Origin of the sequence: Sinomicrobium kalidii, assembly GCF_021183825.1 — a bacterium.
GTDB classification, from domain to species: Bacteria; Bacteroidota; Bacteroidia; order Flavobacteriales; family Flavobacteriaceae; genus Sinomicrobium; species Sinomicrobium kalidii.
This window is the reverse complement of sequence record NZ_CP089211.1, coordinates 459,638-484,502: the sequence shown is the minus strand read 5'-3', so window position 1 is coordinate 484,502 and position 24,865 is coordinate 459,638. Positions and strand designations below refer to the sequence as shown.

At 46.4% G+C, this 24,865-nt stretch carries 23 protein-coding genes; 21 read left to right on the top strand and 2 right to left on the bottom strand.

Going from position 1 to position 24,865, the window contains the following annotated elements; genetic code table 11:
- Positions 1 to 49 precede the first annotated feature (49 nt).
- The 6 genes from LS482_RS01800 (at position 50) to LS482_RS01775 (ending at position 5,428) form a co-directional block, all read left to right on the top strand.
- Entirely contained in the window at positions 50 to 1,477 is a 1,428-nt protein-coding gene (locus LS482_RS01800; RefSeq protein ID WP_233031783.1) for an ATP-dependent DNA helicase, read from the top strand.
- Positions 1,478 to 1,518: 41 nt separating this feature from the next.
- Complete coding sequence (locus LS482_RS01795) at positions 1,519 to 2,088, top strand: DUF4126 domain-containing protein (protein WP_233030031.1); 570 nt, start codon at positions 1,519 to 1,521, stop codon at positions 2,086 to 2,088.
- A gap of 197 nt (positions 2,089 to 2,285) precedes the next feature.
- Positions 2,286 to 3,014, top strand: coding sequence for a 3-deoxy-manno-octulosonate cytidylyltransferase (kdsB, locus tag LS482_RS01790; RefSeq protein ID WP_233030030.1), 729 nt, complete (start codon positions 2,286 to 2,288; stop codon positions 3,012 to 3,014).
- Entirely contained in the window at positions 3,005 to 3,706 is a 702-nt protein-coding gene (locus tag LS482_RS01785) for an HAD family hydrolase (protein WP_233030029.1), read from the top strand. Before kdsB ends, LS482_RS01785 begins: the two co-directional genes overlap by 10 nt.
- Positions 3,703 to 4,323 (top strand): chloramphenicol acetyltransferase, encoded by a 621-nt coding sequence (locus LS482_RS01780; protein ID WP_233030028.1) that lies wholly within the window; start codon positions 3,703 to 3,705, stop codon positions 4,321 to 4,323. The genes LS482_RS01785 and LS482_RS01780 overlap by 4 nt, the downstream gene beginning before the upstream one ends.
- 25 nt (positions 4,324 to 4,348) lie before the next feature.
- Positions 4,349 to 5,428 (top strand): iron-containing alcohol dehydrogenase family protein, encoded by a 1,080-nt coding sequence (locus tag LS482_RS01775; protein ID WP_233030027.1) that lies wholly within the window; start codon positions 4,349 to 4,351, stop codon positions 5,426 to 5,428.
- Between the two features lie 58 nt (positions 5,429 to 5,486).
- Here the strand turns inward: LS482_RS01775 and LS482_RS01770 are convergent, their stop codons facing one another.
- On the bottom strand, positions 5,487 to 6,524 hold the full coding sequence (locus tag LS482_RS01770; RefSeq protein WP_233030026.1) for an alpha/beta fold hydrolase: 1,038 nt from the start codon (positions 6,522 to 6,524) through the stop codon (positions 5,487 to 5,489).
- Positions 6,525 to 6,947: 423 nt separating this feature from the next.
- Here LS482_RS01770 and LS482_RS01765 point away from each other — a divergent pair, with 423 nt between their 5' ends.
- The 3 genes from LS482_RS01765 to recQ all read left to right on the top strand — a co-directional run bounded on the left by LS482_RS01765 (position 6,948) and on the right by recQ (position 9,801).
- Positions 6,948 to 7,280, top strand: a complete 333-nt coding sequence (locus LS482_RS01765) for a single-stranded DNA-binding protein (RefSeq protein ID WP_233030025.1) — start codon at positions 6,948 to 6,950, stop codon at positions 7,278 to 7,280.
- Positions 7,281 to 7,376: 96 nt separating this feature from the next.
- A complete protein-coding gene (locus LS482_RS01760; protein ID WP_233030024.1) occupies positions 7,377 to 7,619 on the top strand; it encodes a hypothetical protein in 243 nt (80 codons plus the stop codon).
- Positions 7,620 to 7,716: 97 nt separating this feature from the next.
- On the top strand, positions 7,717 to 9,801 hold the full coding sequence (recQ, locus tag LS482_RS01755; protein WP_233030023.1) for a DNA helicase RecQ: 2,085 nt from the start codon (positions 7,717 to 7,719) through the stop codon (positions 9,799 to 9,801).
- Positions 9,802 to 9,828: 27 nt separating this feature from the next.
- Here recQ and LS482_RS01750 read toward each other — a convergent pair whose 3' ends face one another.
- Complete coding sequence (locus tag LS482_RS01750; RefSeq protein WP_233030022.1) at positions 9,829 to 10,674, bottom strand: AraC family transcriptional regulator; 846 nt, start codon at positions 10,672 to 10,674, stop codon at positions 9,829 to 9,831.
- Positions 10,675 to 10,884: 210 nt separating this feature from the next.
- Here LS482_RS01750 and LS482_RS01745 point away from each other — a divergent pair, with 210 nt between their 5' ends.
- From LS482_RS01745 to LS482_RS01690, 12 genes are all read left to right on the top strand, one after another.
- A complete protein-coding gene (locus tag LS482_RS01745) occupies positions 10,885 to 12,504 on the top strand; it encodes a UxaA family hydrolase (RefSeq protein WP_233030021.1) in 1,620 nt (539 codons plus the stop codon).
- Positions 12,505 to 12,608: 104 nt separating this feature from the next.
- A complete protein-coding gene (locus LS482_RS01740) occupies positions 12,609 to 13,364 on the top strand; it encodes an SDR family NAD(P)-dependent oxidoreductase (protein WP_233030020.1) in 756 nt (251 codons plus the stop codon).
- Between the two features lie 163 nt (positions 13,365 to 13,527).
- Positions 13,528 to 14,388 carry a fumarylacetoacetate hydrolase family protein gene (locus LS482_RS01735; RefSeq protein ID WP_233030019.1) on the top strand — a complete coding sequence of 287 codons (861 nt, stop codon included), beginning with the start codon at positions 13,528 to 13,530 and terminating at the stop codon, positions 14,386 to 14,388.
- 53 nt (positions 14,389 to 14,441) lie between these two features.
- Entirely contained in the window at positions 14,442 to 15,272 is an 831-nt protein-coding gene (locus LS482_RS01730; RefSeq protein ID WP_233030018.1) for an amidohydrolase family protein, read from the top strand.
- A gap of 219 nt (positions 15,273 to 15,491) precedes the next feature.
- Positions 15,492 to 16,910 carry an alpha-L-fucosidase gene (locus tag LS482_RS01725; protein WP_233030017.1) on the top strand — a complete coding sequence of 473 codons (1,419 nt, stop codon included), beginning with the start codon at positions 15,492 to 15,494 and terminating at the stop codon, positions 16,908 to 16,910.
- An 8-nt stretch (positions 16,911 to 16,918) separates the two neighbouring features.
- Positions 16,919 to 19,288, top strand: a complete 2,370-nt coding sequence (locus LS482_RS01720; protein WP_233030016.1) for a glycoside hydrolase family 95 protein — start codon at positions 16,919 to 16,921, stop codon at positions 19,286 to 19,288.
- Between the two features lie 152 nt (positions 19,289 to 19,440).
- Positions 19,441 to 20,223 carry an L-fucose dehydrogenase gene (locus LS482_RS01715; RefSeq protein WP_233030015.1) on the top strand — a complete coding sequence of 261 codons (783 nt, stop codon included), beginning with the start codon at positions 19,441 to 19,443 and terminating at the stop codon, positions 20,221 to 20,223.
- 73 nt (positions 20,224 to 20,296) lie between these two features.
- Positions 20,297 to 21,601 carry an L-fucose:H+ symporter permease gene (gene fucP, locus LS482_RS01710; protein WP_233030014.1) on the top strand — a complete coding sequence of 435 codons (1,305 nt, stop codon included), beginning with the start codon at positions 20,297 to 20,299 and terminating at the stop codon, positions 21,599 to 21,601.
- Positions 21,602 to 21,690: 89 nt separating this feature from the next.
- A complete protein-coding gene (locus LS482_RS01705) occupies positions 21,691 to 22,032 on the top strand; it encodes an L-rhamnose mutarotase (RefSeq protein ID WP_233030013.1) in 342 nt (113 codons plus the stop codon).
- On the top strand, positions 22,032 to 22,760 hold the full coding sequence (locus LS482_RS01700; protein ID WP_233030012.1) for a (Fe-S)-binding protein: 729 nt from the start codon (positions 22,032 to 22,034) through the stop codon (positions 22,758 to 22,760). The genes LS482_RS01705 and LS482_RS01700 overlap by 1 nt, the downstream gene beginning before the upstream one ends.
- A 63-nt stretch (positions 22,761 to 22,823) precedes the next feature.
- A complete protein-coding gene (locus LS482_RS01695; RefSeq protein ID WP_233030011.1) occupies positions 22,824 to 24,200 on the top strand; it encodes a lactate utilization protein B in 1,377 nt (458 codons plus the stop codon).
- A gap of 40 nt (positions 24,201 to 24,240) precedes the next feature.
- Complete coding sequence (locus LS482_RS01690; protein WP_233030010.1) at positions 24,241 to 24,819, top strand: LutC/YkgG family protein; 579 nt, start codon at positions 24,241 to 24,243, stop codon at positions 24,817 to 24,819.
- Positions 24,820 to 24,865 lie beyond the last annotated feature (46 nt).

The following is a 24,865-nucleotide window of genomic DNA, read 5'->3' as shown; positions in this document are numbered from 1 at the left end:
CTTTCAAATCGTAAATCAATTTGTACTTTTGGCAAAAGGAGCAGATTTTATGGATGCATCTTCATTTTTCAGGGATATTGTAAAGAAATTCCCCCATAATCCGACCTTAAAGCAGGAATCGGCCCTGCAACAGTTATCGGAATATATTTTCTCAAGGGAAGAGGACCGGGTTTTCCTCCTCAAGGGGTTTGCCGGTACCGGGAAGACCACCATTATAGGTGCACTGGTGTCCAATATGCGGGGAAGCTATAAAAAAACGGTGCTCCTGGCACCTACAGGCAGGGCAGCCAAGGTAATAACTTCATATGCGGGGACTACGGCCTTTACCATTCACAAGAAGATATATTTTCCCAGGAAGCAGAAAAACGGCGGAGTAAAGTTCGTTTTACAGGCCAACAAACACCGGGATACCCTGTTCATTGTTGACGAAGCCTCCATGATACCCGACCTGCCCGGTGATTCCAAACTGTTTGAAAACGGTTCCCTGCTGGATGATCTCATGTATTATGTGTATTCGGGGCACAACTGCAAACTCATGCTTATCGGGGACACGGCTCAATTACCACCCGTAAACCTGGATATAAGCCCGGCCCTGGATGAAAATACACTTTCCCTGCACTACAACAAGGAAGTCAACCGGATCGAACTGGACGAAGTGGTGCGACAGCAGTTGCATTCGGGGATACTGTACAATGCCACCAATATCCGGGAATGCCTTGCCGGAGATGACATTTTTGATTTTAAGTTTAAAGTATCCGGGTTTGAAGACATTGTACGGCTCACCGACGGTTATGAAATACAAAATGCCATCGATGAGGCCTATGGTAACAACGGCCGGGAAGAAACGGTGATCATAGTAAGGTCCAACAAAAGAGCCAATCTTTACAATCAGCAGATAAGGAGCAGGATATTGTTTCACGACAATGAACTTGCCACGGGCGATTACCTCATGGTGGTGAAAAACAATTATTTCTGGGTGAAGGCCAGCAGCGAAGCCGGTTTTATTGCCAACGGGGATATTATTGAAGTACTGGAAATATTTGCCATTAAAGAACTTTACGGGTTCAAGTTTGCAGAGGTCAAGGTAAGGATGGTCGATTATCCCGATATGACTCCCCTGGAGACCGTATTGCTGTTAGATACCATACATGCCGAAACACCATCCCTTCCCTATGAAGATTCCAACAGGTTGTACCAGGAAGTCATGAAAGATTACGAAGAAGAAAGGTCCAATTATAAGAAGTTCCTGAAAGTAAAGAACAATAAGTATTTTAATGCCCTTCAGGTGAAATTTTCCTATGCCATAACCTGTCATAAAAGCCAGGGAGGGCAGTGGGATACCATATTTGTCGAACAACCTTACCTCCCCGACGGCATTAACCGGGATTATTTGCGGTGGCTCTATACCGCCGTGACACGCGCAAAGAACAAGCTGTACCTCATAGGTTTCAGGGACGATTTTTTTGTAGAAGGATGATTTCTTATTTTTGGAGCGATGTAAATGCTTCAAAGATAAGTATGACCACTGAAACTATTATCAGCATATTTCTCGGCATCGGACTTGCGGCAAGTGTGGGGTTCCGTATTTTTCTGCCATTGCTTGCCCTGAGTCTTGTTTCCTATTTCGGGATGTGGGAACTCAACGAAGACTGGCAGTGGCTGGGAGGCCTTCCTGCCCTGATCATTCTGGGGGTGGCCGTTATTACGGAGATATTTGCGTACTATATTCCCTGGGTGGATAACCTGCTGGACAGTATTGCCCTTCCCCTTGCCGGTATTGCCGGAACACTGGCTGTAGTTTCAACCACTGCAGGGCTCGATCCTGCCATGACGTGGACCATAGCACTGATTGCAGGTGGAGGAACAGCGGCGGCGATCAAAGGAGCATCTGCTGCCACCCGTTTAACCTCTTCCGTCTCTACCGCCGGATTCGGAAATCCTATTGTCAGTACGGTCGAAACGATAGTAGCTGCTTTGCTGTCGGTAATATCCGTTTTTTTACCCGTTCTCGCCGTAGTCCTCGTGATCCTGATACTGGTCATGGTATTTCGGTTTTACCGGAGAATACGCCCCCGTAAGGAGAAGTGAGTGCGTTTCTGCGCGGTATTTTTAATTGCATAAATTAGGGGAAACAATAATTTTCGCGCTTGCCGGGAATTAGTTATTTTTGGTCTTTTGTAAAAGACAGGACCGGCATTGCGAAATGTATGCGGGAATTGTTGAATATATCGGACTTCGGACTTTTCCCCGGCGCAGGGGGCTTTTGTCCTTTCAAAAAGATACAGATGAAGATCATAGCAATGATACCCGCAAGATATGCGGCTACCAGGTTTCCGGGAAAACTGATGCAGGACCTTAAAGGCAAACCTGTTATTTTACGCACATACGAAGCAACGGTCAGGACCGGGATCTTTGACGATGTTTTTGTGGTTACCGATAGTGATATCATTTACAAAGAGATCGTAGATAACGGCGGTAAGGCCATAATGAGCAGGAAGGAGCACGAATGCGGGAGTGACAGGATAGCAGAGGCCGTGGAGCAGATGGAGGTGGATATTGTGGTCAACGTACAGGGCGACGAACCTTTTACCGATCGTGAAAGCCTGAGCAAGGTGGTAGAGGTCTTCAGGGACGATAAAAGGAAAGAAATAGACCTTGCTTCGCTAATGACCGAGATCAGCGATTGGGAAGAGATCAATAACCCCAATATTGTAAAGGTTATCGTTGATCACTGGAATTTTGCCCTTTATTTTTCCCGCTCCCCGATACCATATCCCAGGGCAAAGGACGCTGGGGCGCGGTATTTTAAACACAAGGGGGTGTATGCCTTCCGGAAAAGTGCCATCATGGATTTTTACCATTTGCCCATGTTGCCCCTGGAAGCTTCGGAAAAAATAGAGGCCATACGTTACCTCGAATACGGCAAGAAGATAAAAATGGTGGAAACCGGGATCGAGGGCATTGAAATAGATACCCCGGAAGACCTTGAACGCGCTAAAAAAGTATGGAAATAAAATACGACAATATCAAAGTAGTAGGCTTTGATGCAGACGATACCCTGTGGGTCAATGAAACCTATTTCAGGGAAGCGGAACAAAAATTTGCCCGGCTATTGTCACAGTACGAAACCGAAAACAAGATAGACCAGGAGCTGTTTAAGATGGAGATGGAAAATCTCGACCTTTACGGTTACGGGGTCAAGGGGTTTGTGCTTTCCATGATAGAAAGTGCCATAGACCTTTCCAACGGAAAAGTTTCCACTGCAACCATCTCCGGAATTTTGCATCTTGGTAAAGAGATGATCGCTAAACCGGTGGAACTGCTGGATGGAGTAGAAGAAGTGCTGGAAGAACTGAGCAGGGATTATCGGCTTATAGTGCTCACCAAGGGCGATCTTCTCGACCAGGAAAGAAAGATGGAGCGTTCCGGACTTTCCGAATACTTTCATCACATTGAAGTACTGAGTGAAAAAAAGGAGGAAAATTACCGGAATCTGCTCGAACATCTGGAAATAAAACCGGAGGAATTCCTTATGGTTGGAAATTCCCTTAAGTCTGATGTATTGCCTATAGTTAATATAGGGGCACAGGCCGTTCACGTGCCTTTCCATACCACCTGGGTCCATGAGCAGGTACATGAAAGCGAAGACAACGGCGGATACAGGACAGTAAACAACATCAGGGAAATATTAAGGTTTTTGAAATGACAGAAAAACTGGATATAGAAAACTGGAACCGCAAAGAACACTTTTTCTTTTTTAAGGATTTCGAAGAACCTTTTTTCGGAGTTACTTTTAATGTGGATATTACCGGGGCATACAGATATTGTAAACAGGAAAGCATTTCCCTCTTTATATATTATTTATACGCATCCCTGAAAACCGCAAATAACATCCCGGAGTTTAAATACCGGATAAAGGACAATGAAGTCCTGGTGTACGACCGGGTAAGCGCGTCCTCGACCATTGACCGGGAAGACGGTACTTTTGGTTTTTCCTATATTAATTATGAGGAAGATTTTGTTTCTTTTCGCAAAAATGCCCAATCCGAAATAGACAGGGTACGTAGTACCAGGGAACTGATACCCTCCGAAAGCGGTGATAGCGTCATTCATTTTTCGGCGATTCCCTGGGTGCAGTTCACTTCTTTATCTCATGCCAGGAGTTTTAGGTTTAAGGATTCCGTTCCGAAAATTTCCTTCGGAAGGATATTCGAAAAGGAAAATAAAAAATGGATGCCCGTTTCCGTGCACGTACATCACGCACTTATGGATGGCTATCACGTGGGACGGTTTGTCCGGCAGTTCCAGCAGGAACTGAACTGAATAAAGCACAAAAAGCAACAGTAGTATGACGTTCAGAAATTTTCCTATGGTGCCCAGAGTGGTTTTCGGGTGCGGTAGTTTTAACCAGTTGGGAGAAATCATAGCTCCTAAACGCGTAAATAATAATTCACCCTTTATCTTTCTGGTGGACGATGTTTTTCAAAGCAGTCCTTTTGCAGAAAGGATACCACTTGAGCACCGGGACAAAATCATTTTTATCAATGCCGATACGGAACCCAAGACTTCGCAGGTAGACGAGTTACGTGACGGAATAAAACAAGAGTTTGACGAACTTCCTTCCGGGATCATAGGAATAGGAGGGGGAACACTTATGGACCTGGCCAAGGCAGTGGCCATTATGCTTGCCAATCCCGGATCGTCTGTAGATTATCAGGGATGGGATCTGGTGAAAAATCCGGCCGTATACCATGTGGGGATCCCGACCATAAGCGGAACCGGGGCAGAAGTTTCCCGGACCACAGTTCTTACAGGGCCCGAAAAAAAGCTGGGTATAAACTCAGACTATACACCTTTTGATCAGGTAGTACTCGATCCGGACCTGTGTGCGGGAGTTCCGGTAAACCAGTGGTTTTATACCGGGATGGATTGTTATATTCACTGTATAGAATCGCTGACAGGCACTTACCTGAATGCTTTTAGTCAGAGTTATGGCGAAAAATCGCTCGACTTGTGCAATGATGTCTTTTGTAACGGCACCCTGCCCGAAGAAGAATCCCGTGAGAAACTGATGATGGCATCCTGGCATGGCGGTATGAGTATTGCGTATTCACAGGTAGGTGTGGCACATGCCATGAGTTATGGCTTGTCATATTTGCTGGGTACCCGGCACGGGGTGGGGAACTGTATCGTATTCGATCACCTCGAAGAATTTTATCCGGAAGGAGTGAAACAATTCAAGGAAATGGTAGACAGGCACGGAGTGGAAATCCCCGGGGGACTTTGTGCTGACCTGAACGATGCTGAATTCGATACGATGATCAACGTCTCTATGGGAATGGTGCCCCTTTGGGAAAATGCCCTGGGGAAAGACTGGAAACAGGTTATAACTCCCCGAAAACTACGGAACATGTACGAAAAAATGTAGTAAAATCCCAAAGAGGAATAAAATGCCCGTAACTTGTCAATCATGGGTATTTTTATGTTCAATATTTTTCCGTGAAATCCACGATTTCTTCTATCAACCGGTTCCGCCCCCTCTCCGGACGGTCGAGAAACAGGTAATGCGTGCCCGGAATGGTGATGATCCTTTTCTTTTCGATGTTCAGATCCTTGTCTATGGCTTTGAGGTCATCGGGTCTTGACCAGAAATCCAGTGCACTTCGGATAATGAGTGACGGGGTTGAAATATCCCCGGCATCCCAGTACTTTTTACCGTTGGACATATAAAAACTTTCTTCCCTGTATCCTCCGGGCACAAGCATGGTATCCCGGAGTGTGGATAATTTTACGGCAGTTTCACGATAGGCTTTTGCAATTTCAGGGTCACGCCATTCTTCTTTGGCTTCAGTTGGTATGGTCGATGTCCATTTTCGGGTTAATGCATTTTTTACCGATTTTCTGAAGAATCCTTGTTTATTATAACGGGAAGAATCCTTTTCTGACTGAAAATAGGGTTTCAGTTCCCACGGGGCGTCCGTGCCGTACAAAGAATTGAGTGAAATAAAATGGGCCAGTTTGTCAGGGTGCAGGGTCGCATAATAGCCTCCCCAATGTCCGCCCGTAGCCCAGCCGAAATAGGACACTTTTTCCACAGCATCCCGTTCCCTGATAAAATCGATAACACTGTTGATATCTTTACCAGCATCCCTGTAATTGCCCACTATAAGGGTAGAATCCGAAAGGTCGTATTCCGGCAGGGTGGATTTCTCCCAGCCCCGGATATTCATAATGTAAACCTTTGGGCCTTTACGTGCAATATCAGTGGCCAGTGAACCGCCCGGGACATCCAGGTCAAACGAGGCAACGGCGCCGGGACCTCCGCCATGTACCATGAGCAGAGGAGGGATGTCGGAAGCGTTGCGATCCTTAAAATAAATTTCCCGGACGTGAAGTTTTATTCCGTCCGTTCCGTCAATAAGATGATCCTTTTTTTCCGGAATATCCTTTCCCGGATCAGTGCAGGAAGAGATACAAAAACACAGGTAGAGAAGAAAAGTAAGGGTGATCAGAATATTTTTCATGGTAATCTGATTAATGATACTGTATTTCAATGACTAAGATACTAAAATAAGTAGTGTGTTAAAATTGGCATGGGCAACAAAACAGTCCTGAAGAATGTTTGTTTTACCGGTATCTGAATGCACTAACATCCATGTCCGGAAAAGAATATTCAGGGAAATTTATACACTGTGAATTTGTTTTTTCAAGGGGAATTGAAATAAAAACAGGGAAATATACGGTGATAATATTCGCAAAGAACTTTTTGTAATATATTGATATTGAGTAACATATTTATTTGTAAATAGTTACAATTAGTTACAAACGAATACAAATGAAAGTAATTATTTAACTACCGGGTAAAACGATATTGCAATTCTATGTTTGTGCCGTTGGATATTTCAAGTCTGATAATATTAACTGTTTAACCTTAAAATTTTAGTATTATGAACGCTATTAAAAACAAAGTACAATTAATAGGACGATTGGGGCAGGATCCTGAATTTGTCAATTTTGAAGACGGAAACAAGATAGCCCGGTTTCCACTTGCAACAAATGACAACTACAAGGATAAGAACGGGGAAAAAGTGAAACGGACGTACTGGCACAATATAGTAGTTCGCGGGGGGCTGGTCAATGTAGTGGAAAATTATGTAGAAAAGGGAAAAGAGATCGCCGTAGAAGGTAAGCTGGCCACGCGATCCTGGGAAGACCGGGACGGGAATAAGCGATATATAACGGAGATTGTTTGTAATGAATTGCTATTGTTGGGCAAGTGATATAAAAGTCGTAAATCCCGGATTCTCTGAAAATATTCTCTCAGGGAATCCGGGATTAAAAACCTTTTCAAGTGTATTAAATTTAAACGTTTGATAATGAAGATCACCGACATGAATGAACAAACGGAAAAATTGCCCGAAAAGATAAAAACGCCTATCTTAGCGCTAATTGAAATGAAAACAGGAAGCGGCATGGAGAAGGTACTTCAGAGGTTTGAAAGTATAGAAAAGCGATTTGAGAATATAGAGAAACGTCTGGAGAACGAGATAGGAGCCCGGGAAAGTAAGATAAATATTCTTTTATGGGCTAATGGTGGGGGTTTTAATTACCGTTTATAAATTTATCGGGTGAGCCGACTTCTTTTATGCAATGGGCGTTTTATAATTCTCATTGCGGTTTATTCACACATTCTTAATTTTCTGTTTTCTACTACCCATGATTGATACGAAGCATACTTTACAGGTTCTGAAAACACATTTCGGGTACGACAGTTTTCGTCCCAACCAGGAACATATAATTACCGATATACTTCACAAAAAGGATGTGCTTGCCGTAATGCCGACCGGAGGGGGCAAATCGCTGTGTTTCCAGTTACCCGCCCTGATGATGCCCGGCACGGCTGTAGTGATATCACCGCTCATTGCCCTGATGAAAGATCAGGTCGATGCTTTGCAGGCCAATGGTATTGCTGCCGCATATTACAGCAGTATGCAGTCTCCGGAAGAGCAGGAAAAAGTATTTTCCGGACTTCGGGAGCAAAAACTGAAGCTATTGTATGTTGCCCCGGAAAGCCTTCCACAGCTTATTCCTTTGCTGACAAACACTTCCATAAACCTTATCGCGGTGGATGAGGCCCATTGTATATCGGCCTGGGGACACGATTTCCGCCCGGCCTATACCCGTTTGGAAAATTTAAAAACCACTTTCCCCGGGGCTCCGGTAGCGGCTTTTACGGCGACGGCAGATCAGACCACAAGGGAAGATATACGCCGGCAGCTGAACATTCCGGAGGCATCGCAACATATGGCTTCTTTTGACCGGAAGAACCTCTATCTCGAAGTTCGTCCCGGGAATAACCGTATCCGGCATATCCTGGATTTTCTGCGTGTCAGGCCCGAAGAAAGCGGGATTATTTATTGCCTCAGTCGGAAAGGCACGGAAAAGCTTGCTGAAAAATTACGGCAAAATGGTTATAAAGCCAGTGCATATCATGCCGGAATGCCTGCAGATAAACGTGCAGCCGTACAGGAAGATTTTATTCACGACCGTTCATCTGTAGTAGTAGCCACTATTGCATTCGGTATGGGGATCGACAAAAGCAATGTCCGTTGGGTCATACATTACAATATGCCCAAGAATATCGAAGGATATTATCAGGAAATCGGCCGTAGCGGCCGTGACGGACTACCTGCACATACCCTTTTGTTCTATAGTTTTTCCGATGTTATACAGCTGCGGAAGTTTGCGGAAGATTCGTCTACAAAGACATTTCAGCTGGCCAAGCTGGAGCGCATGCAGCAATTTGCGGAAGCACTCAGTTGTCGCAGGGTGGCCCTGCTCAATTACTTCGGGGAGCACCTGTCTGAAAACTGTGGTAATTGTGATATCTGCAAAACCCCGCCCCGGTATTTTGACGGTACGGTGCTTGCTCAGAAAGTGTGCTCCGCCGTAGCACGGTTAAAAGAACAGGAAGCCCTGGGAATGGTGGCGGATGTGCTTCGGGGGGCGCAAAATGCAGCGGTTTTTGAAAAAGGGTACAACCAGATAAAAACATACGGTACCGTAAAAGATATTTCGTGGCGGGATTTGCAGCAATATATTATCCAAATGGTCAACCGGGGCATACTGGAAGTCCGCTTTCACGAAAACGGACGCCTGGTGCTCACCCCGCTGGCCAGGGCAGTTTTGTTTGAAGGAGAAAAAGTACAACTGGCAACTCTGGTACAGCCTGTAAAAGAAACCGCCGGGCCCCGTACAAAAAAAGAACCGGAAAATACACTGTTCAGCAAGTTGCGGCAACTGCGTTCTGAAATTGCATCGGAGGAAAAAGTCCCGGCATATATTGTTTTCAGCGATGCCTCTTTAAAGGATATGGAATCCAGGTTACCGGTAAATGCGGAAGAATTTGAACAGGTAAGTGGTGTGGGACAGGTGAAAAGTGAAAAATATGCAAACCGTTTCCTGAAAGTGGTAGCAGCACACCGCGAGGAACAACTAAAACAGCTCCCTACCCAGGACCGCACTTTCGTTCTTTACCGCGAAGGACTTACAGTTGAAGAAATAGCAAAAAAACGGGAACTCAAGGAAGATACGATTTTGGGACATTTTTTAACCAAGCACCGGGAGGGGGAAGACGTAGAACTCACACAGTTTATTTCATCCGAAGAGACAAAGGCAGTGGGAAAAGCCAGGGAAAAACTCGGTGACCCGGAAAGCCTGCGTTCCTATTTTGATTATTTTGACGGGGAAATGCCCTACTGGAAGATCCGGTTCGGATTATACTTGGCCGGTGCAGAGTAAATATGACGGCTATATCGAAATCAAAAGCTACCTGCCGCAATACGTTGACGGTGATACTCCTTTACTGCGTTTAAAGATACGATGAAAATACGACAGGCTGTTAAACCCTGAAGCATAACACACATCCGAAATAGACCTGGAAGCATTTTTCTCCATGAGGGATTTGCAGGCAAAACTTACCCGGAGGTCATTCAGGAACTCGACAAATGACTTTCCCGTTTTCATTTTAAAGTACCTGCAAAAAGCGGTTTTGTTCATACCGGCCCGGGAAGCGATCTCGCTCAGGGAAAGTTCCTCCTGGAAATGGAGCATGATATATTGCAGTATCCTGTTCAGTTTTTTATCTCCCGAATCGAACTGTTTTATCCATGCTGGGCTGGCCATATGTTCCTTTTCCTTTTGGTGGAGTAAATACAGCATACGCAGAAAATGAAGCGTATTTTCCTGGATGTTGCTGCCCGTGGTCTTTTTAAAAGTTTTATGGGTCTTTTTTCCGGGGGCGGGGAAAAACAACCCGGTTACGGCATGGTTGATCAATGAAGAGACATAGCCGAACTCTATTGTGTTTCTGTAAAACCCCCTGATGAATTCCTCACTGAAGTGTATGACGTAGGCCTCCGATATTTCTTCTTCACCTTCTTCGCCCGTAAAAGAAGTTTCAAACATATGGGGGAGGTGAGCGCCGATTAAAAAAACATTTCCCGGTTGATAGGGGCCTATATGGTCACCAACATATACGGTTCCCCTCCCCCTGGCAATATAAACCAGTTCAAATTCCGGGTGATAATGCCATAATTTCAGAAACTCCCTTTCTTTTTGATGTGAGACTTTAAAATTTGTCTCCAGGTTTTTATGCAGGAAATGCAAATCCATACCACATTTTTTGTTAGGATACCATTTATGCAAAAATTGTACAACTGAGAGCAAAGATATAAGAACTTTCCCGTTGAAAAACTATTTACTTTTGAAATTCCCGTAAGATTGTTTGCGCTGTTGGGCAAAAAGTGAAATTTAGTAAGACTTTGCGGGAGGAGATTCCCTGTTTCGGGGATAGGAACATATTAACATAGTACTACAAGATCATTGGAACAGTATCTGAAAATACACCCTGAGGACAACGTGGCCGTAGCTCTTTCGGACTTGAACAAAAATGACAGGCTGGAGGTAAACGGGGAAACCCTGCAATTGGCAGAGGAGATCCCGGTAAAACACAAATTTACCCTGAACCCCATGAATGCGGGCGATACGGTTTTCATGTATGGCGTTCCGGTAGGAAAACTCACTGCCGCTTTGCCTTCGGGAAGCATGCTTACCGTAGAAAACACCAGACATGTGGCAGCCCCGTATCATATAGGAAAACAGGAATATCACCATCAGGCCCCCGATGTAAGCGCGTATGTCAACCGTACCTTTCTCGGCTACCATCGAAAAGACGGCCAGGTGGGAACGGCCAATTACTGGTTGTTTATCCCTCTCGTATTCTGTCAGAACAGGAACCTGAAAGTATTGCAGGAGGCGCTGGAAACAGAACTCGGGTTCCGCAGGGAAAACCCGTATAAACTGATGGTGCGGGAACTGGCCGGAAAACTTCGTAAGCGAGAAGAAGAAATTGAATCTCCTGTTGAGACATCAAAGGTATTCCCCAATATTGACGGGATAAAGTTCCTTACACATGAAGGAGGCTGCGGCGGAACACGTCAGGATACCCAACTGCTGGTAAACCTGCTTGCAGGTTATATTCGCCATCCTAATGTAGCAGGAGTTACCGTATTGAGCCTGGGGTGCCAGCACGCGCAGATAACCATGCTGGAAGAAGCCCTGGGGCAAACGGGGGATGATCTGGGAAAACCCCTTTTCTTTTTTGAGCAACAGCAGTATCCTTCGGAACATGCTATGCTGAAAGAGATCGTCCGGACCACCTTTGAAGGTTTGGATGAGGCGAATCGCTGTCAGCGAACAGCAGCGCCTTTAAGCAAACTTACTTTGGGACTGGAATGCGGAGGGTCGGACGGTTTTTCCGGTATATCGGCCAATCCGCTGATCGGAGTGGTTGCAGACCGGATAAATGCATTAAAAGGAAAGAGTATCCTGTCCGAGTTCCCGGAGTTGTGTGGAGTGGAACAGGATTTGATAGACCGTTGCGCAATGAGGGAAACCGCCGAAAAATTCGTTCGGCTGATGCGGAACTATGAAGCGAGGGCGCAGGAAGTAGGGTCCGGTTTCGATATGAACCCTTCACCGGGAAATATCCGGGACGGATTGATCACGGATGCCATAAAATCGGCAGGGGCGGCGACGAAAGGAGGGAGGAGCCCCGTGTCGGACGTACTGGACTACGGAGAATATGCCACCCGTGAAGGGCTCAGCCTTTTGTGTACTCCCGGAAACGATGTGGAATCCACTACCGGACTTGCAGGGTCGGGGGCTAATATCATCCTTTTTTCCACCGGACTCGGAACGCCAACGGGAAACCCGGTTTGTCCCGTTGTAAAAATATCGTCTAACTCTATACTCCCTCAAAAAATGAAAGACATTATTGATTTTGATGCGGGAAGGCTTTTTTCAGAGGGAATGTCCCAACAAAAACTGGCCGATGAATTAATGGATTTCATTATTGCCGTTGCGAGCGGAGAAAGACAAACTTGTGCGCAAAAACTGCAACAAGATGATTTTATTCCCTGGAAAAGGGGGATATCCTTATAAAATAAAAGGTTACGGAAGTATTTTTATGCATTTTCCGTTTTAACTTTGGGAAAGAGCATATAAATGTGCACAGTAATAGAATACGTAAACAAAACAGATATAAGATGTCAAAAAATGTGATTATAACAGGAGGCGGCTCCGGTATCGGTGCAGCCATAACCCGTGTATTTCTGGACAACGGGCACACTGTTTTTATGCTGGAGCGAAATACCGACGGTGCCGCGGAAGCCTTTGCAAAATACAACGACGGTAAGCTGCGGATTATTTCCTGTGATGTCAGTGACCAGTCGCAGGTCATAAAATTGATAGACGACATTGCCGCCTCCAATACCATTCATATTCTTATCAATAATGCAGGAGTATCCCATATCGGTACGGTGGAAACCACAACAGAAACCGAGATGGACAAACTCTTTGCCGTAAATATAAAAGGCGTGTATAATTGCATCCATGCAACGGTACCGCATATGAAAAAAAGTGGTGGCGGAGTTATTATCAATATGGCCTCGATAGCCTCTCATGTGGGCATAGCCGACCGTTTTGCGTATTCAATGACGAAGGGTGCGGTATTGACCATGACATATTCGGTAGCAAAAGATTATGTTGCTCATGGCATCCGCTGTAACAGTATTTCCCCGGCAAGGGTGCATACCCCGTTTGTAGACGGTTTCCTGGCCAAGAATTATCCCGGAAAGGAAAAGGAGATGTACGATACCCTGTCCAAAACCCAGCCCATAGGACGAATGGCCAAACCGGAAGAAGTGGCCAACCTGGCCTATTTCCTGTGTTCGGACGAAGCCTCGTTCACCACGGGAACCGATTATCCGTTGGACGGCGGATTTATTAAATTAAACAGTTGAAAACGTACGGCAGTGCGTCTCAACCGGGTGGCAATAAGGTGATTCGATAATGGGATGATTGGATAATGAACATCACTTACCTCGGGTACAAGATACTGAAAGCAGCGGGGGACAGGTAGCCACAAACATGAATTACGAACAATAAATAACAAATACATAACGAATGAAATTATTCAGATTTGGTCCCGAAGGAAAGGAAAAACCGGGTGTAGAATTACCGGACGGAAAGCAGCTTGACGTAAGCGCTTTCGGGGAAGATTATACGGAAGATTTTTTTGATACGGACGGCATCCGGCGTTTGCAGGAATGGTTACAGGATCATAAGGATAGCTGTCCCGCACCTCCGGAGGGATTCCGTTTCGGCCCCGCGGTAAAACGGCCTTCCAAACTGATCTGTATAGGATTGAACTATGCCAAACATGCGGCAGAAAGCGGTATGGATGTACCGAAAGAACCCGTGGTGTTTTTCAAGGCCACCTCTTCTATCGTAGGCCCGAATGATCCGGTGGTCATTCCCCGGGGTTCCGAAAAAACGGACTGGGAAGTGGAACTGGGCGTGGTTATCGGCAAAAAAGCGTCTTACGTTACCAAAGAAGAAGCCATGGATTATGTAGCCGGGTATGTCCTCCACAACGATTACAGCGAAAGGACTTACCAATTGGAACGCGGCGGACAATGGGTGAAAGGAAAAAGCTGCGACACTTTTGCTCCTCTGGGGCCTTACCTGGTAACAGCCGATGAAAAACCTGACCCGCACAACCTGGACCTGTGGTTAAAGGTGAACGGAGAATTGCTTCAGAGTTCCAATACCTCCGATTTTATTTTTGATGTCCCCACCGTTATCAGTTATTTGAGTGAATTCATGACCCTGTTGCCCGGTGATGTTATTTCCACCGGAACTCCGGCAGGTGTCGGGTTAGGTCTTAACCCGCCAAGGTTCCTCCAACCCGGTGATGTTGTGGAACTCGGGATAGAAGGGCTCGGATCGGCAAGACAGGAAGCCGTGGCTTATAAAACGAAGTAATCTTAAAACCGGGATTCGTTTTTCCGGGAAAACAACACCAAAAAGGAATAAGGATGTTTATAGACGCTCATCAGCATTTCTGGCAGTACGATCCGGAACGGGATGCATGGATCGATGATACCATGAAGGTCATCCGGAGAGACTTTATGCCTTCCGACCTGAAACCCGTTCTGGAAGCGAACGAAATGGACGGATGTGTGGCTGTACAGGCCGACCAGTCTGAAGACGAAACGGAATTCCTCCTGGAGTGTGCCGCCCGAAACCCGTTTGTTAAAGCCGTAGTAGGCTGGGCAGACCTCCGGGCGGAAAATGTGGCGGAATCATTGGCGCGTTTTTCAGAAAACCTGCTTTTTAAGGGGGTACGCCATATCGTTCAGGGCGAAGCAGATGACTTTATGCTGCGGCAGGGTTTCCGGAAAGGAATAGGAGCCCTGGAGCCTTTCGGCCTCACTTACGACATTCTGGTATATGCCCGTCAATTACCGGCAGCTGTTGACCTGGTCCGTAAATTTCCCCGGCAGCGTTTTGTACTGGACCATATAGCCAAACCGGAAATATCCGGAAGACCTGACCCGGAATGGACTAAAAACATCCGTGAACTCGCCAAAAGTGAAAATGTGTATTGCAAACTCTCCGGGATGGTCACGGAAACCGATAATTTTTCCTGGAAACAAGAGGATTTTACTCCTTTTCTGGACATTGTTACCGAGGCTTTCGGAACAGACAGGCTTATGTTCGGTTCGGACTGGCCCGTTTGTCTGGTTGCTGCAGAATATAAAGAAGTACTGAAGATTGTCCGGGAGTATTTTAGTCAAAGTGAGCTCCCGGAAATTATGGGACAAAATGCAATGCAGTTTTACGGGATTTCTGCAATATCAGAATAAATGACAGCATTTGATTTGGGCAATGTTGAATGATGTATTGTTGACCAAGAATTGTAAAATATTGATGGGAGATTGATTCGGCTACGCCGAAAGATTGAATGGGATTGAAAGATGTAATATCAATCTCTGTTCAATCTTTTTCCCGAAAATCAAGTTTTGTTATGTAATGGACATTTAACTTATGGCAAAAACACTATAACCGCAATAACACCAAAACTTATGAGAACATTACATTTTTTAGTGCTTATGGTACTGCTGGCCACGGCATGTAAGGAAAAGCAGAAATCCGAAGATCAGTCGGCAAAGGAAATACCGGAGGAAGAAACGGTAAACTACCTGGAAGAGTCTGATGAAGCATTCAACGAACGTATGGCATGGTGGCGGGACGCCCGTTTCGGTATGTTCATTCACTGGGGAGCCTATGCCGTCCCTGCCGGAAAGTATGAAGGGAAAAAAGTAGACGGGATCGGGGAGTGGATTATGCGCAACGCCAAAATCCCCGTGGATGTTTACGAACAATATGCCAGGGAGTTCAACCCTACGGCCTTCAATGCCGAAGATTGGGTTGCCGTTATGAAAAATGCGGGGATGAAATATATGGTCATCACCTCCAAACATCACGACGGTTTTTGCCTTTGGGATTCGGATGTGAGCAATTATGACATTGTCGATTTTTCGCCCTACGGCAAGGATATATTGAAAGCGTTATCAGATGCCTGTAAGGCACAGGGGATAAAGTTCGGCCTTTACCACTCCATTATGGACTGGCATCATCCCGATGCCCACGCCGATACTTATGCAGGAGGTGAACCCTCGGAAAACAATGAAGAACGCTTTGCCGATTACTTCGAAAATTACCTCAAACCCCAGTTAAAGGAATTGATAACAGCCTATGATCCCGCCATCCTTTGGTTTGATGGAGAATGGGAAAAAGAATTTACCCATGAACAGGGACTTGAACTGTATCAATACGTGCGTAGCCTGAAGCCGGATATCATTATCAACAATCGCGTGGACAAAGGGCGACAGGGCATGCAGGGAATGAACCGGGATGATAACGACTATGCCGGGGACTTCGGTACACCGGAACAGGAAATACTGGACGGCACTTCCGATTTTGATTGGGAATCCTGTATGACCATGAACGATACCTGGGGATACAGAAGTGATGATGATAACTGGAAATCCTCGGAAACATTGATTCGCAACCTGGTCGATGTTGCTGCCAAAGGGGGGAATTACCTGTTAAACATCGGGCCCGATGCACAGGGGAATATTCCCGGTCCGAGTGTAACGCGGCTCGAAGATATCGGGAACTGGCTCAAAGTCAATGGCGAAGCTATATACGGAACCGAAAACCCGGGTTCCTATAAACAGGGCGATGATATTCGTTTTACCAGGAAAAAGGGAACTCCGTATTACTATGCGGTATCCTTTAAAAAGCCCGGAAACCACATTCAGTTTAACAGCCTGAAACCTGAAGAGAACTCAAAAGTATTTTTACTCGGTTACGAACACCCCCTGGAATGGAAGTATACCGAAGGCAAGGGCGTAACCGTTTCCATTCCCGGTAAAGCATTACGTGCAGTCGGCAATACCCGGGCATGGACGTTTAAGATCAAAGGGACCGAAAATTAAACCATCGTATGAAAAAAGCAAAACGCACCGTGTTTTTATATATCATTTCCGCTTTTGCACTATTCTCCTGTAATCGGGAAACCGGAGAAGAGAGCAGTACAGATAAGTTCTGGTACCGTCAGCCGGCAGGCGAATGGATGGAAGCGCTCCCGGTAGGTAACGGACGTTTCGGGGCGATGGTTTTCGGAGACCCGACACACGAACGCATCCAGTTAAATGAAGATTCGATGTGGCCCGGGGCACCGGACCTCGGTAATTCTAAAGGAAGCCCGGAAGACCTGGAACACCTTCGTGAGTTGGTGAAAGAAGGGAAGGTACATGAAGCAGACAAGGAGATCGTGGAACGGTTTTCCTATAAAACCACACTGCGTTCCCACCAGACCATGGGCGATTTGTATATTGATTTCGACAGGGAAAAGGAAGCAAAAAATTATATCCGCTCACTGGACCTTGATAGTGCCGTTGCTTCCGTACGATATACAGCTGGAGGCAATTCATATACCGAAAAAGTATTTACGTCCGAAGCAGATGAGATCCTGGCAATAGAGCTTACTACAACTGCCGAAGACGGAATGAATTTTACGCTCAGGATGGATCGTCCGGAAGATCACGGGCACCTTACGGTAACGGTTACCAACCCTTCCCGGAATGAGATCAGCATGAAAGGTACGGTAACCCAATACGGTGGAGTTATAAACTCTGAACCCTATCCCATAGATGACGGGGTGAAATTTGAAACCAGGCTTCAGGTGAAGCATACTTCCGGTTCTGTTAAGGCAGCTAACGGAACATTGCGACTGGAAAATGTAAAAAAAGCTACGCTTATCCTCTCGGGAAGCACATCGTTTTATCACGATGACTATGAAAGCGAGAATACCCGGGTACTGGCCGCGGTTAAAGACAAGACCTTTGATGAACTTCTGCAGTCACATGTCAGCAATTATCAACGATCCTATAAAAGAGTGGTACTCGATCTCGGCGGTAAGGAACTGGATTCCCTTCCTACGGATGAGAGGTTACAGCGAATAAAAGACGGGAAGGAAGACCCCGACCTCATAGCAAAATTATTTCAGTACGGAAGATATTTACTCATTTCATCATCTGCTCCGGGTACGAATCCGGCAAACCTGCAAGGGATATGGAACGAACATATCGAAGCCCCGTGGAATGCCGACTATCACCTGAATATTAATCTACAGATGAACTACTGGCCAGCGGAGGTTGCCAATTTAAGTGAGTACCATATGCCGCTCTTTGATTTTGGGGACAGGGTGATCGAACGGGGAAGGATCACGGCCAGAGAACAATACGGAATAGACCGGGGGACTGTAGTACACCACACCACCGACTTATGGGCACCGGCGTGGATGCGTGCCGAACGGCCTTATTGGGGCTCGTGGATACACGGGGGCGGATGGCTGGTACAACACTATTGGGAGCATTATCGCTATACCTGCGACACGACGTTCCTCCGTGATCGGGGATACCAGGCCCTGAAAGCCTTTGCCTCTTTTTACCTGGACTGGCTGGTGAAAGACGAAAACGGGAACTGGATATCCGTTCCCGAAACATCTCCGGAAAATTCATATATCGCTGAAGACGGAAAGCCTGCTGCAGTAGCTGCAGGTGCCGCAATGGGGCATCAGATCATAGGTGAGGTATTTGAAAACACCCTTAGTGCCGCCCGTATATTGGGTATAGACAATGAGTTTACTGCGGAAGTAAAAGCCAAACTGCAAAACCTTCATCCCGGGATAGTGATAGGAAATGACGGAAGGATTCTCGAATGGAATCAACCCTACGGGGAAGCTGAAAAAGGACACCGGCACATGTCGCATTTGTATGCACTGCATCCGGGCAGCAAGATCACCTCAAAAGATAAGGAAGCCTTTGAAGCGGCAAAGAAGACGATCGATTATCGCCTGGAACACGGCGGTGCGGGAACCGGATGGAGTCGTGCGTGGATGATCAGTTTCAATGCCCGTTTGCTGGATGAAGTTGCCGCCGAAGAAAATATCCGGAAGTTTTTACAGATATCCACGGCAGATAATATGTTTGATATGCACCCGCCGTTTCAGATAGACGGTAATTTCGGTTTTACTGCCGGTGTGGCCGAACTGCTGATGCAGTCGCATGAAGGCTTTATCCGCATACTTCCCGCATTGCCCGGAAACTGGGATTCCGGAAATGTAAAAGGGCTTGTGGCAAGGGGGAATACCGAGGTGGATATACATTGGAAAGAAGGAAAATTGATCAGGCTTGGCTTATATTCCAAAAAGGCCGAAACCTGTAGGCTGTTCTATGACGGAAAGGAAGCGGAAGTGGAACTTCCTGCTGGAGAAAAAGTGTGGTTGGGACCGGACCTGAACCGCAAATAGAAAGCAAATCAACCACTTGGAGGTTTTGTTTAAGGACAAACGAATGAAACAATCTGAACCGTAAATGTTAAATCGTTAATAATGGGGCATATAAATTTTTTTTAAGCTAATTTTAGCCCTTAAATTGTGCCAGAAAACAGGAAAATGAAGGTATGGATTTAAATTTAGACAAAAAGATAATCATAGTAACCGGCGGAGCGAAAGGTATTGGATATGGCATATGTGAAGTGCTTGCCGGGGAAGGAGCCATTCCCGTAATTGTGGGGAGAAATGACGGGGACAACCAAAAAGCCGTTCGGGCCATTGAAGAAAAGGGGAGGCAGGCAAGTGCCGTTATCGGTGAGCTTACGGACCCCGGGGCATGTGAAAATGCCATTGCCGAAGTATTAAAAAAACATGGCAGAATAGACGGCCTGGTGAACAACGCGGGTGTTAATGACGGTGTCAGCCTGGAAAACGGTTCCTACGAAAGCTTTGTGGCATCCCTGAATAAAAACCTCACCCATTATTACCTTATGGCACATCACATATTGCCCGAACTGAAAAAGAACGGCGGTGCCATTGTCAATATCGGTTCCAAAACCTCGCTTACCGGGCAGGGCGGTACGTCCGGATATGCGGCTGCCAACGGCGGAAGAAACGCACTGACCAGGGAATGGGCCGTAGAATTGCTTCCGTACGGTATCCGTGTCAATGCGGTGATCGTATCGGAATGTTATACACCCCTGTATGAAAAATGGATAAAGACTTTTCCGGACCCGGAAGAAAAACTAAAGACCATTACGGAAAAAATTCCCCTGGAAAACCGGATGACTACGGCAGGAGAAATAGCAAATACCGTGGCTTTTCTCCTTTCCGACAAATCAAGCCATACCACCGGACAACTGGTGTACGTAGACGGAGGCTATGTTCATCTGGACAGGGCATTGACCTGAAAAACCAAATTAATTCCCATACCCGATAATAAAAAATCAATAGCAATCAACCCTAATTAAAACCCATACAATAGTGAAGAAAGACATATTACCCCCGGTGGTCCCCCGGAAGCACCTGCTGCCTTTTATCCTGGTGACTTCCCTCTTTGCCCTGTGGGGCTTTGCCAATGCGGTAACCGACCCCATGGTACAAGCCTTTAAAAAGGTGCTGGAACTCAGTAATTCCCAGGCTGCGTGGGTACAAATGGCATTTTACGGTGGGTATTTTTGCATGGCCCTTCCCGCAGCATTGTTTGTCAGAAAATATTCCTATAAAACCGGGGTCCTTATCGGACTGGCCCTGTATGCAGGCGGTGCTCTGTTGTTTTATCCGGCGGCCATAACCGAAAAATTCTGGTTTTTCTGTCTCGGATTGTATATCCTTACTTTTGGTCTTGCCTTTCTCGAAACAACGGCCAATCCTTATATCCTGGCCATGGGAGCTACGAAAACCGCTACACAAAGGCTTAACCTGGCCCAGGCATTTAATCCCCTGGGACTGGTGCTTGGTCTTCTGGTGGCACAGCAGTTTGTACTTAGGAAACTGCAATCGGTAGATGTAGAAAATTTCAGCGCACTGGACGAAGCTTCCAAGGTAATGATCCGGACTTCGGACCTTATGGTGATAAGAGATCCCTATGTAGCCCTTGGACTGGTGATCCTGGCCGTATTTGTACTTATTGCGGTCAATAAGATGCCACAGGTAAAGGATGAAGGGGGGATACCGAGCCTGAAGGAGACATTTTTAGGGCTTTTTCGAAACAAAAAATATATTTTCGGGGTACTCGCACAAATACTCTATGTAGGAGCGCAGATCATGTGCTGGACCTACATATATCAGTATGCAGAAGGACTGGGAGTGAGCAGTGACGATGCGGCGTATTATCAGTTTGTCGCTTTTATCCTCTTCCTTGTTGGCCGGGCCATAGGCACATACATGCTCCGTTTTATGAGTTCCGGAAGGTTATTGATGCTGTTTGCAGTACTGGGCATTATCTTTTGTATAGGAACCATTTGGATAAACGGGATGTTCGGACTGTATGCCATAGTGGGGATATCCTTTGCCATGTCACTGATGTTCCCCACCATTTACGGTATAGCCCTGGAGGGTCTTAATGAGGAGCAATCGAAAATAGGAGCTGCAGGTCTGGTGATGGCCATTGTTGGAGGAGCCCTTATGCCCCAGTTTCAGGCACTGATCATAGATGCTGGAGGCTCGGGGGTAGCCGATATAACCATCGCCGGTGTACGGGAAGTGAATTTTTCATTTATATTACCGCTGCTCTGCTTTGTTTATATCAGTGGATATGGTATCTGGGTACACAAGAAGGTATATTAACTTAAGAAGTTTATAACTGAATAACCTGAAAACTAAAACTTAAAGCTAAAACCTTAAATTAAAAACTATGAATCCTGAACTCTAAAAAAATGAAACGGTATTGTTTAGCTTTAGATTTAAAAGAAGATGAAGGGCTGATCGCAGAGTACGAAGCCCATCACGAGAAAGTGTGGCCCGAAGTGCTGAAGAGCATATGCGAAAGCGGCGTTATCGATATGGAAATATATCGTATTCAAAACCGCCTGTTTATGATTATGGAGACCGATGATGATTTTTCTTTTGAACAGAAGGAGCTTCTGGATGCCTCGAATCTGAAAGTACAGGAATGGGAAAAACTGATGTGGAAATACCAACAGACCATCCCCGGTAGCAAGCCCGGGGAAAAATGGCGCCTGATGACCCGAATATTTGATTTTAAAGCTGCATTGTAATGACCGTAGGACTGTTTGTACCGTGTTATATAGACCAGTTATACCCCAAAGTGGGGAAAGACACGCTGGAGGTGCTGGAAAAAACGGGCTGTACCGTTATTTTTCTACAGGACCCTTTGTGTTGCGGACAGCCAATGGCTAACAGCGGGTATGAACGAATGACCCGCGACTTTGAAAAGCCGTTTCTCAACGCCCTGCCCGAAGTGGATTACCTGGTAACACCGTCGGCCAGTTGTTCTTATCACCTTACGCATCACCTGCTGAAACCACAGGTAGGAGAAGAAGAACTGTCAAAGGTGAGAGAGCTCACTGAATTTCTTCACGATGTTATCGGGCCCGAAAAACTGAGTGCCTCTTTCCCGCATAAAGTGGGGTTGCACCTGTCCTGTCACGGACTCAGGGGATTAAACCTGGGGACGCCCTCGGAGCTAAAAATACCCCATTATTCCAAAATAGAAAAAGTGCTTGCTGCCGTAGACGGACTGGATCTTGTTGTTCCGCCGAGGGCAGATGAATGCTGTGGCTTTGGCGGTAGCTTTGCGGTGTTTGAATCTGCAGTCTCCGTAAAGATGGGAAGCGACAAAATGCAGGGGATGTCTGCTGCCGGGGTCGAATATGTAACGGCAACGGATATGTCCTGCCTTATGCACCTGGAAGGTGTGTTCCGGGCAGAAGAAAGCCCTATGAAGGTAATGCACATAGCTGAACTTCTCAACTCGGAGGAGTAGAGGAATATATTCGGACCATAGCCAAGCCCGAACTGGCAAACCAACCGATTAACCGACGGAATCATGAAAGGAAGACATGCAAACCTGAGCAAAGAATTTATAACCACATCCGAAAAGACGGACTGGCACAATGAAGCATTGTGGTTTTTACGCGCCAAGCGCGACAAGCAACGGGATGGTATAGAAGACTGGGAGAAGCTGCGGAGTACGGCCGCGGCGATCAAAGACCATACCTTGTCGCGCCTGCCGGAATACCTGCAAACGTTCGAAGAAAATGCACAGCGCAACGGGATACAGGTACACTGGGCATGGGATGATGCCGAAATGCGGGAAATAACGGCCCGGATACTCCGGGAAAATAAGGCCAGGTCGGTCGTGAAAAGTAAATCCATGCTCACCGAAGAATGCGGCCTGAACCCTTACCTGGAAAAAGAGGGTTTTAGCGTAGTGGATACCGACCTGGGAGAACGGATAGTCCAGCTTCGTAAGGAACACCCGAGTCATATTGTAGTGCCGGCCATTCACCTGAAAAAAGAAGAGGTAAGCGATACTTTTCACGAAAAAATGCAGACGGAGAAGGGGAATGCCGATCCGGCGTATCTAACGGGTGCGGCCCGTGAAGCATTGCGGAAGGATTTTATGGCCGCCGATGCGGCAATAACCGGAGTGAACTTCGGGGTGGCGGAAAGCGGTACGGTAGTGGTGTGCACTAATGAAGGAAATGCGGATATGGGGGTTCACAGTAAAAAAACGGTGATCCACTGTATGGGACTGGAGAAACTCGTGCCCGGCCATAAGGAACTGGCTGTTTTTATACGCCTGCTCGCCCGTTCAGCCACAGGGCAGCCGGTCACTATTTTTACCTCGCACTACAGGAAACCCAGACCGGATACGAAACAACATATTATCATTGTCAACAATAAGCGTACCGATATTTATGCCGAAACGGACTTCCGGCAGGCCATGCGGTGTATCCGCTGTGGTGCCTGTATGAACACATGTCCGGTTTACAGGCGTTCCGGCGGGCATTCCTACCACCATACGGTTCCCGGTCCCATCGGGAGCGTACTGGCACCATTTTACGGTAAAGAAAGGAATAAAGACCTCCCCTTTGCATCTACTTTATGCGGTTCCTGCAATAATGTCTGTCCCGTGAAAATAGACCTTGCCGGGTTATTGTACGAGTGGAGGCAGAGGCTTACGGAAGATACTTCGGCAGAGTTGTCTAAAAAAATGGGAATGCAGGCGGGAAGTTCGGTATTGCGCAGCCATACGAAATACAAAGTGGCTACCGGCATATTCCGGTGGGTGCCGAAAAGTATCCTGCAATCGGGGCTTAACCCCTGGAATATTACTAAAAAAGACGGTGGGAAAGCCAGGGTGTTCCCGGATGTCCCCGACGAAAGCTTCCGGCACTGGTATAAGAAACGGGAGAAATAAATATACCTGTCCAAAGGATATAATAACAAGCAGAGAACCGATGAGCAGTAAAGAAAGAATACTCGGCAGTTTAAAAAAAGTATCGGGCGCCCCGTTATCGCGGCCTGAAATAGCCCTTTCTTATGATAAAAAAGTATTGCTTGAAGATTTTGTCCGCACATCGGAAACTTCGGGGACAAAAATCTTTTTGGGAGAACAGGACAACCTGACCGGGATTATAGAAGAATGGAGTGACGGGGCAACAATTCAATCCTCGGTACCGGGACTCCGGGATCAGTATCCCTTGACTTTTGATGAGCAGATTCCTTTTGACAAGAACAATATCCCGGGGGTATTTGTTGCGGAAGCTTCTTTCGGGGTGGTGGAAAATGCCGCGTTGTGGTTGACGGATAAAGAACTCACATCCCGTATTCTCGCTTTTATTCCCGAGAAACTTGTGATCTTGCTTTCCCGGAAAGCATTGGTGCCCACCATGCACGAGGCTTATGATATAATAGAAGAACAGGAAGCATTTGGTTTCGGGTTGTTCATGGCAGGTCCGTCCAAAACCGCTGACATTGAACAAACCCTGGTAAAAGGGGCACAGGGAGCGAAAGAACTGGCGGTTATTTTATACTGATGTTAAGCTAAATCCAGATGCAATGATATAAAAAAACAGGCTGTCT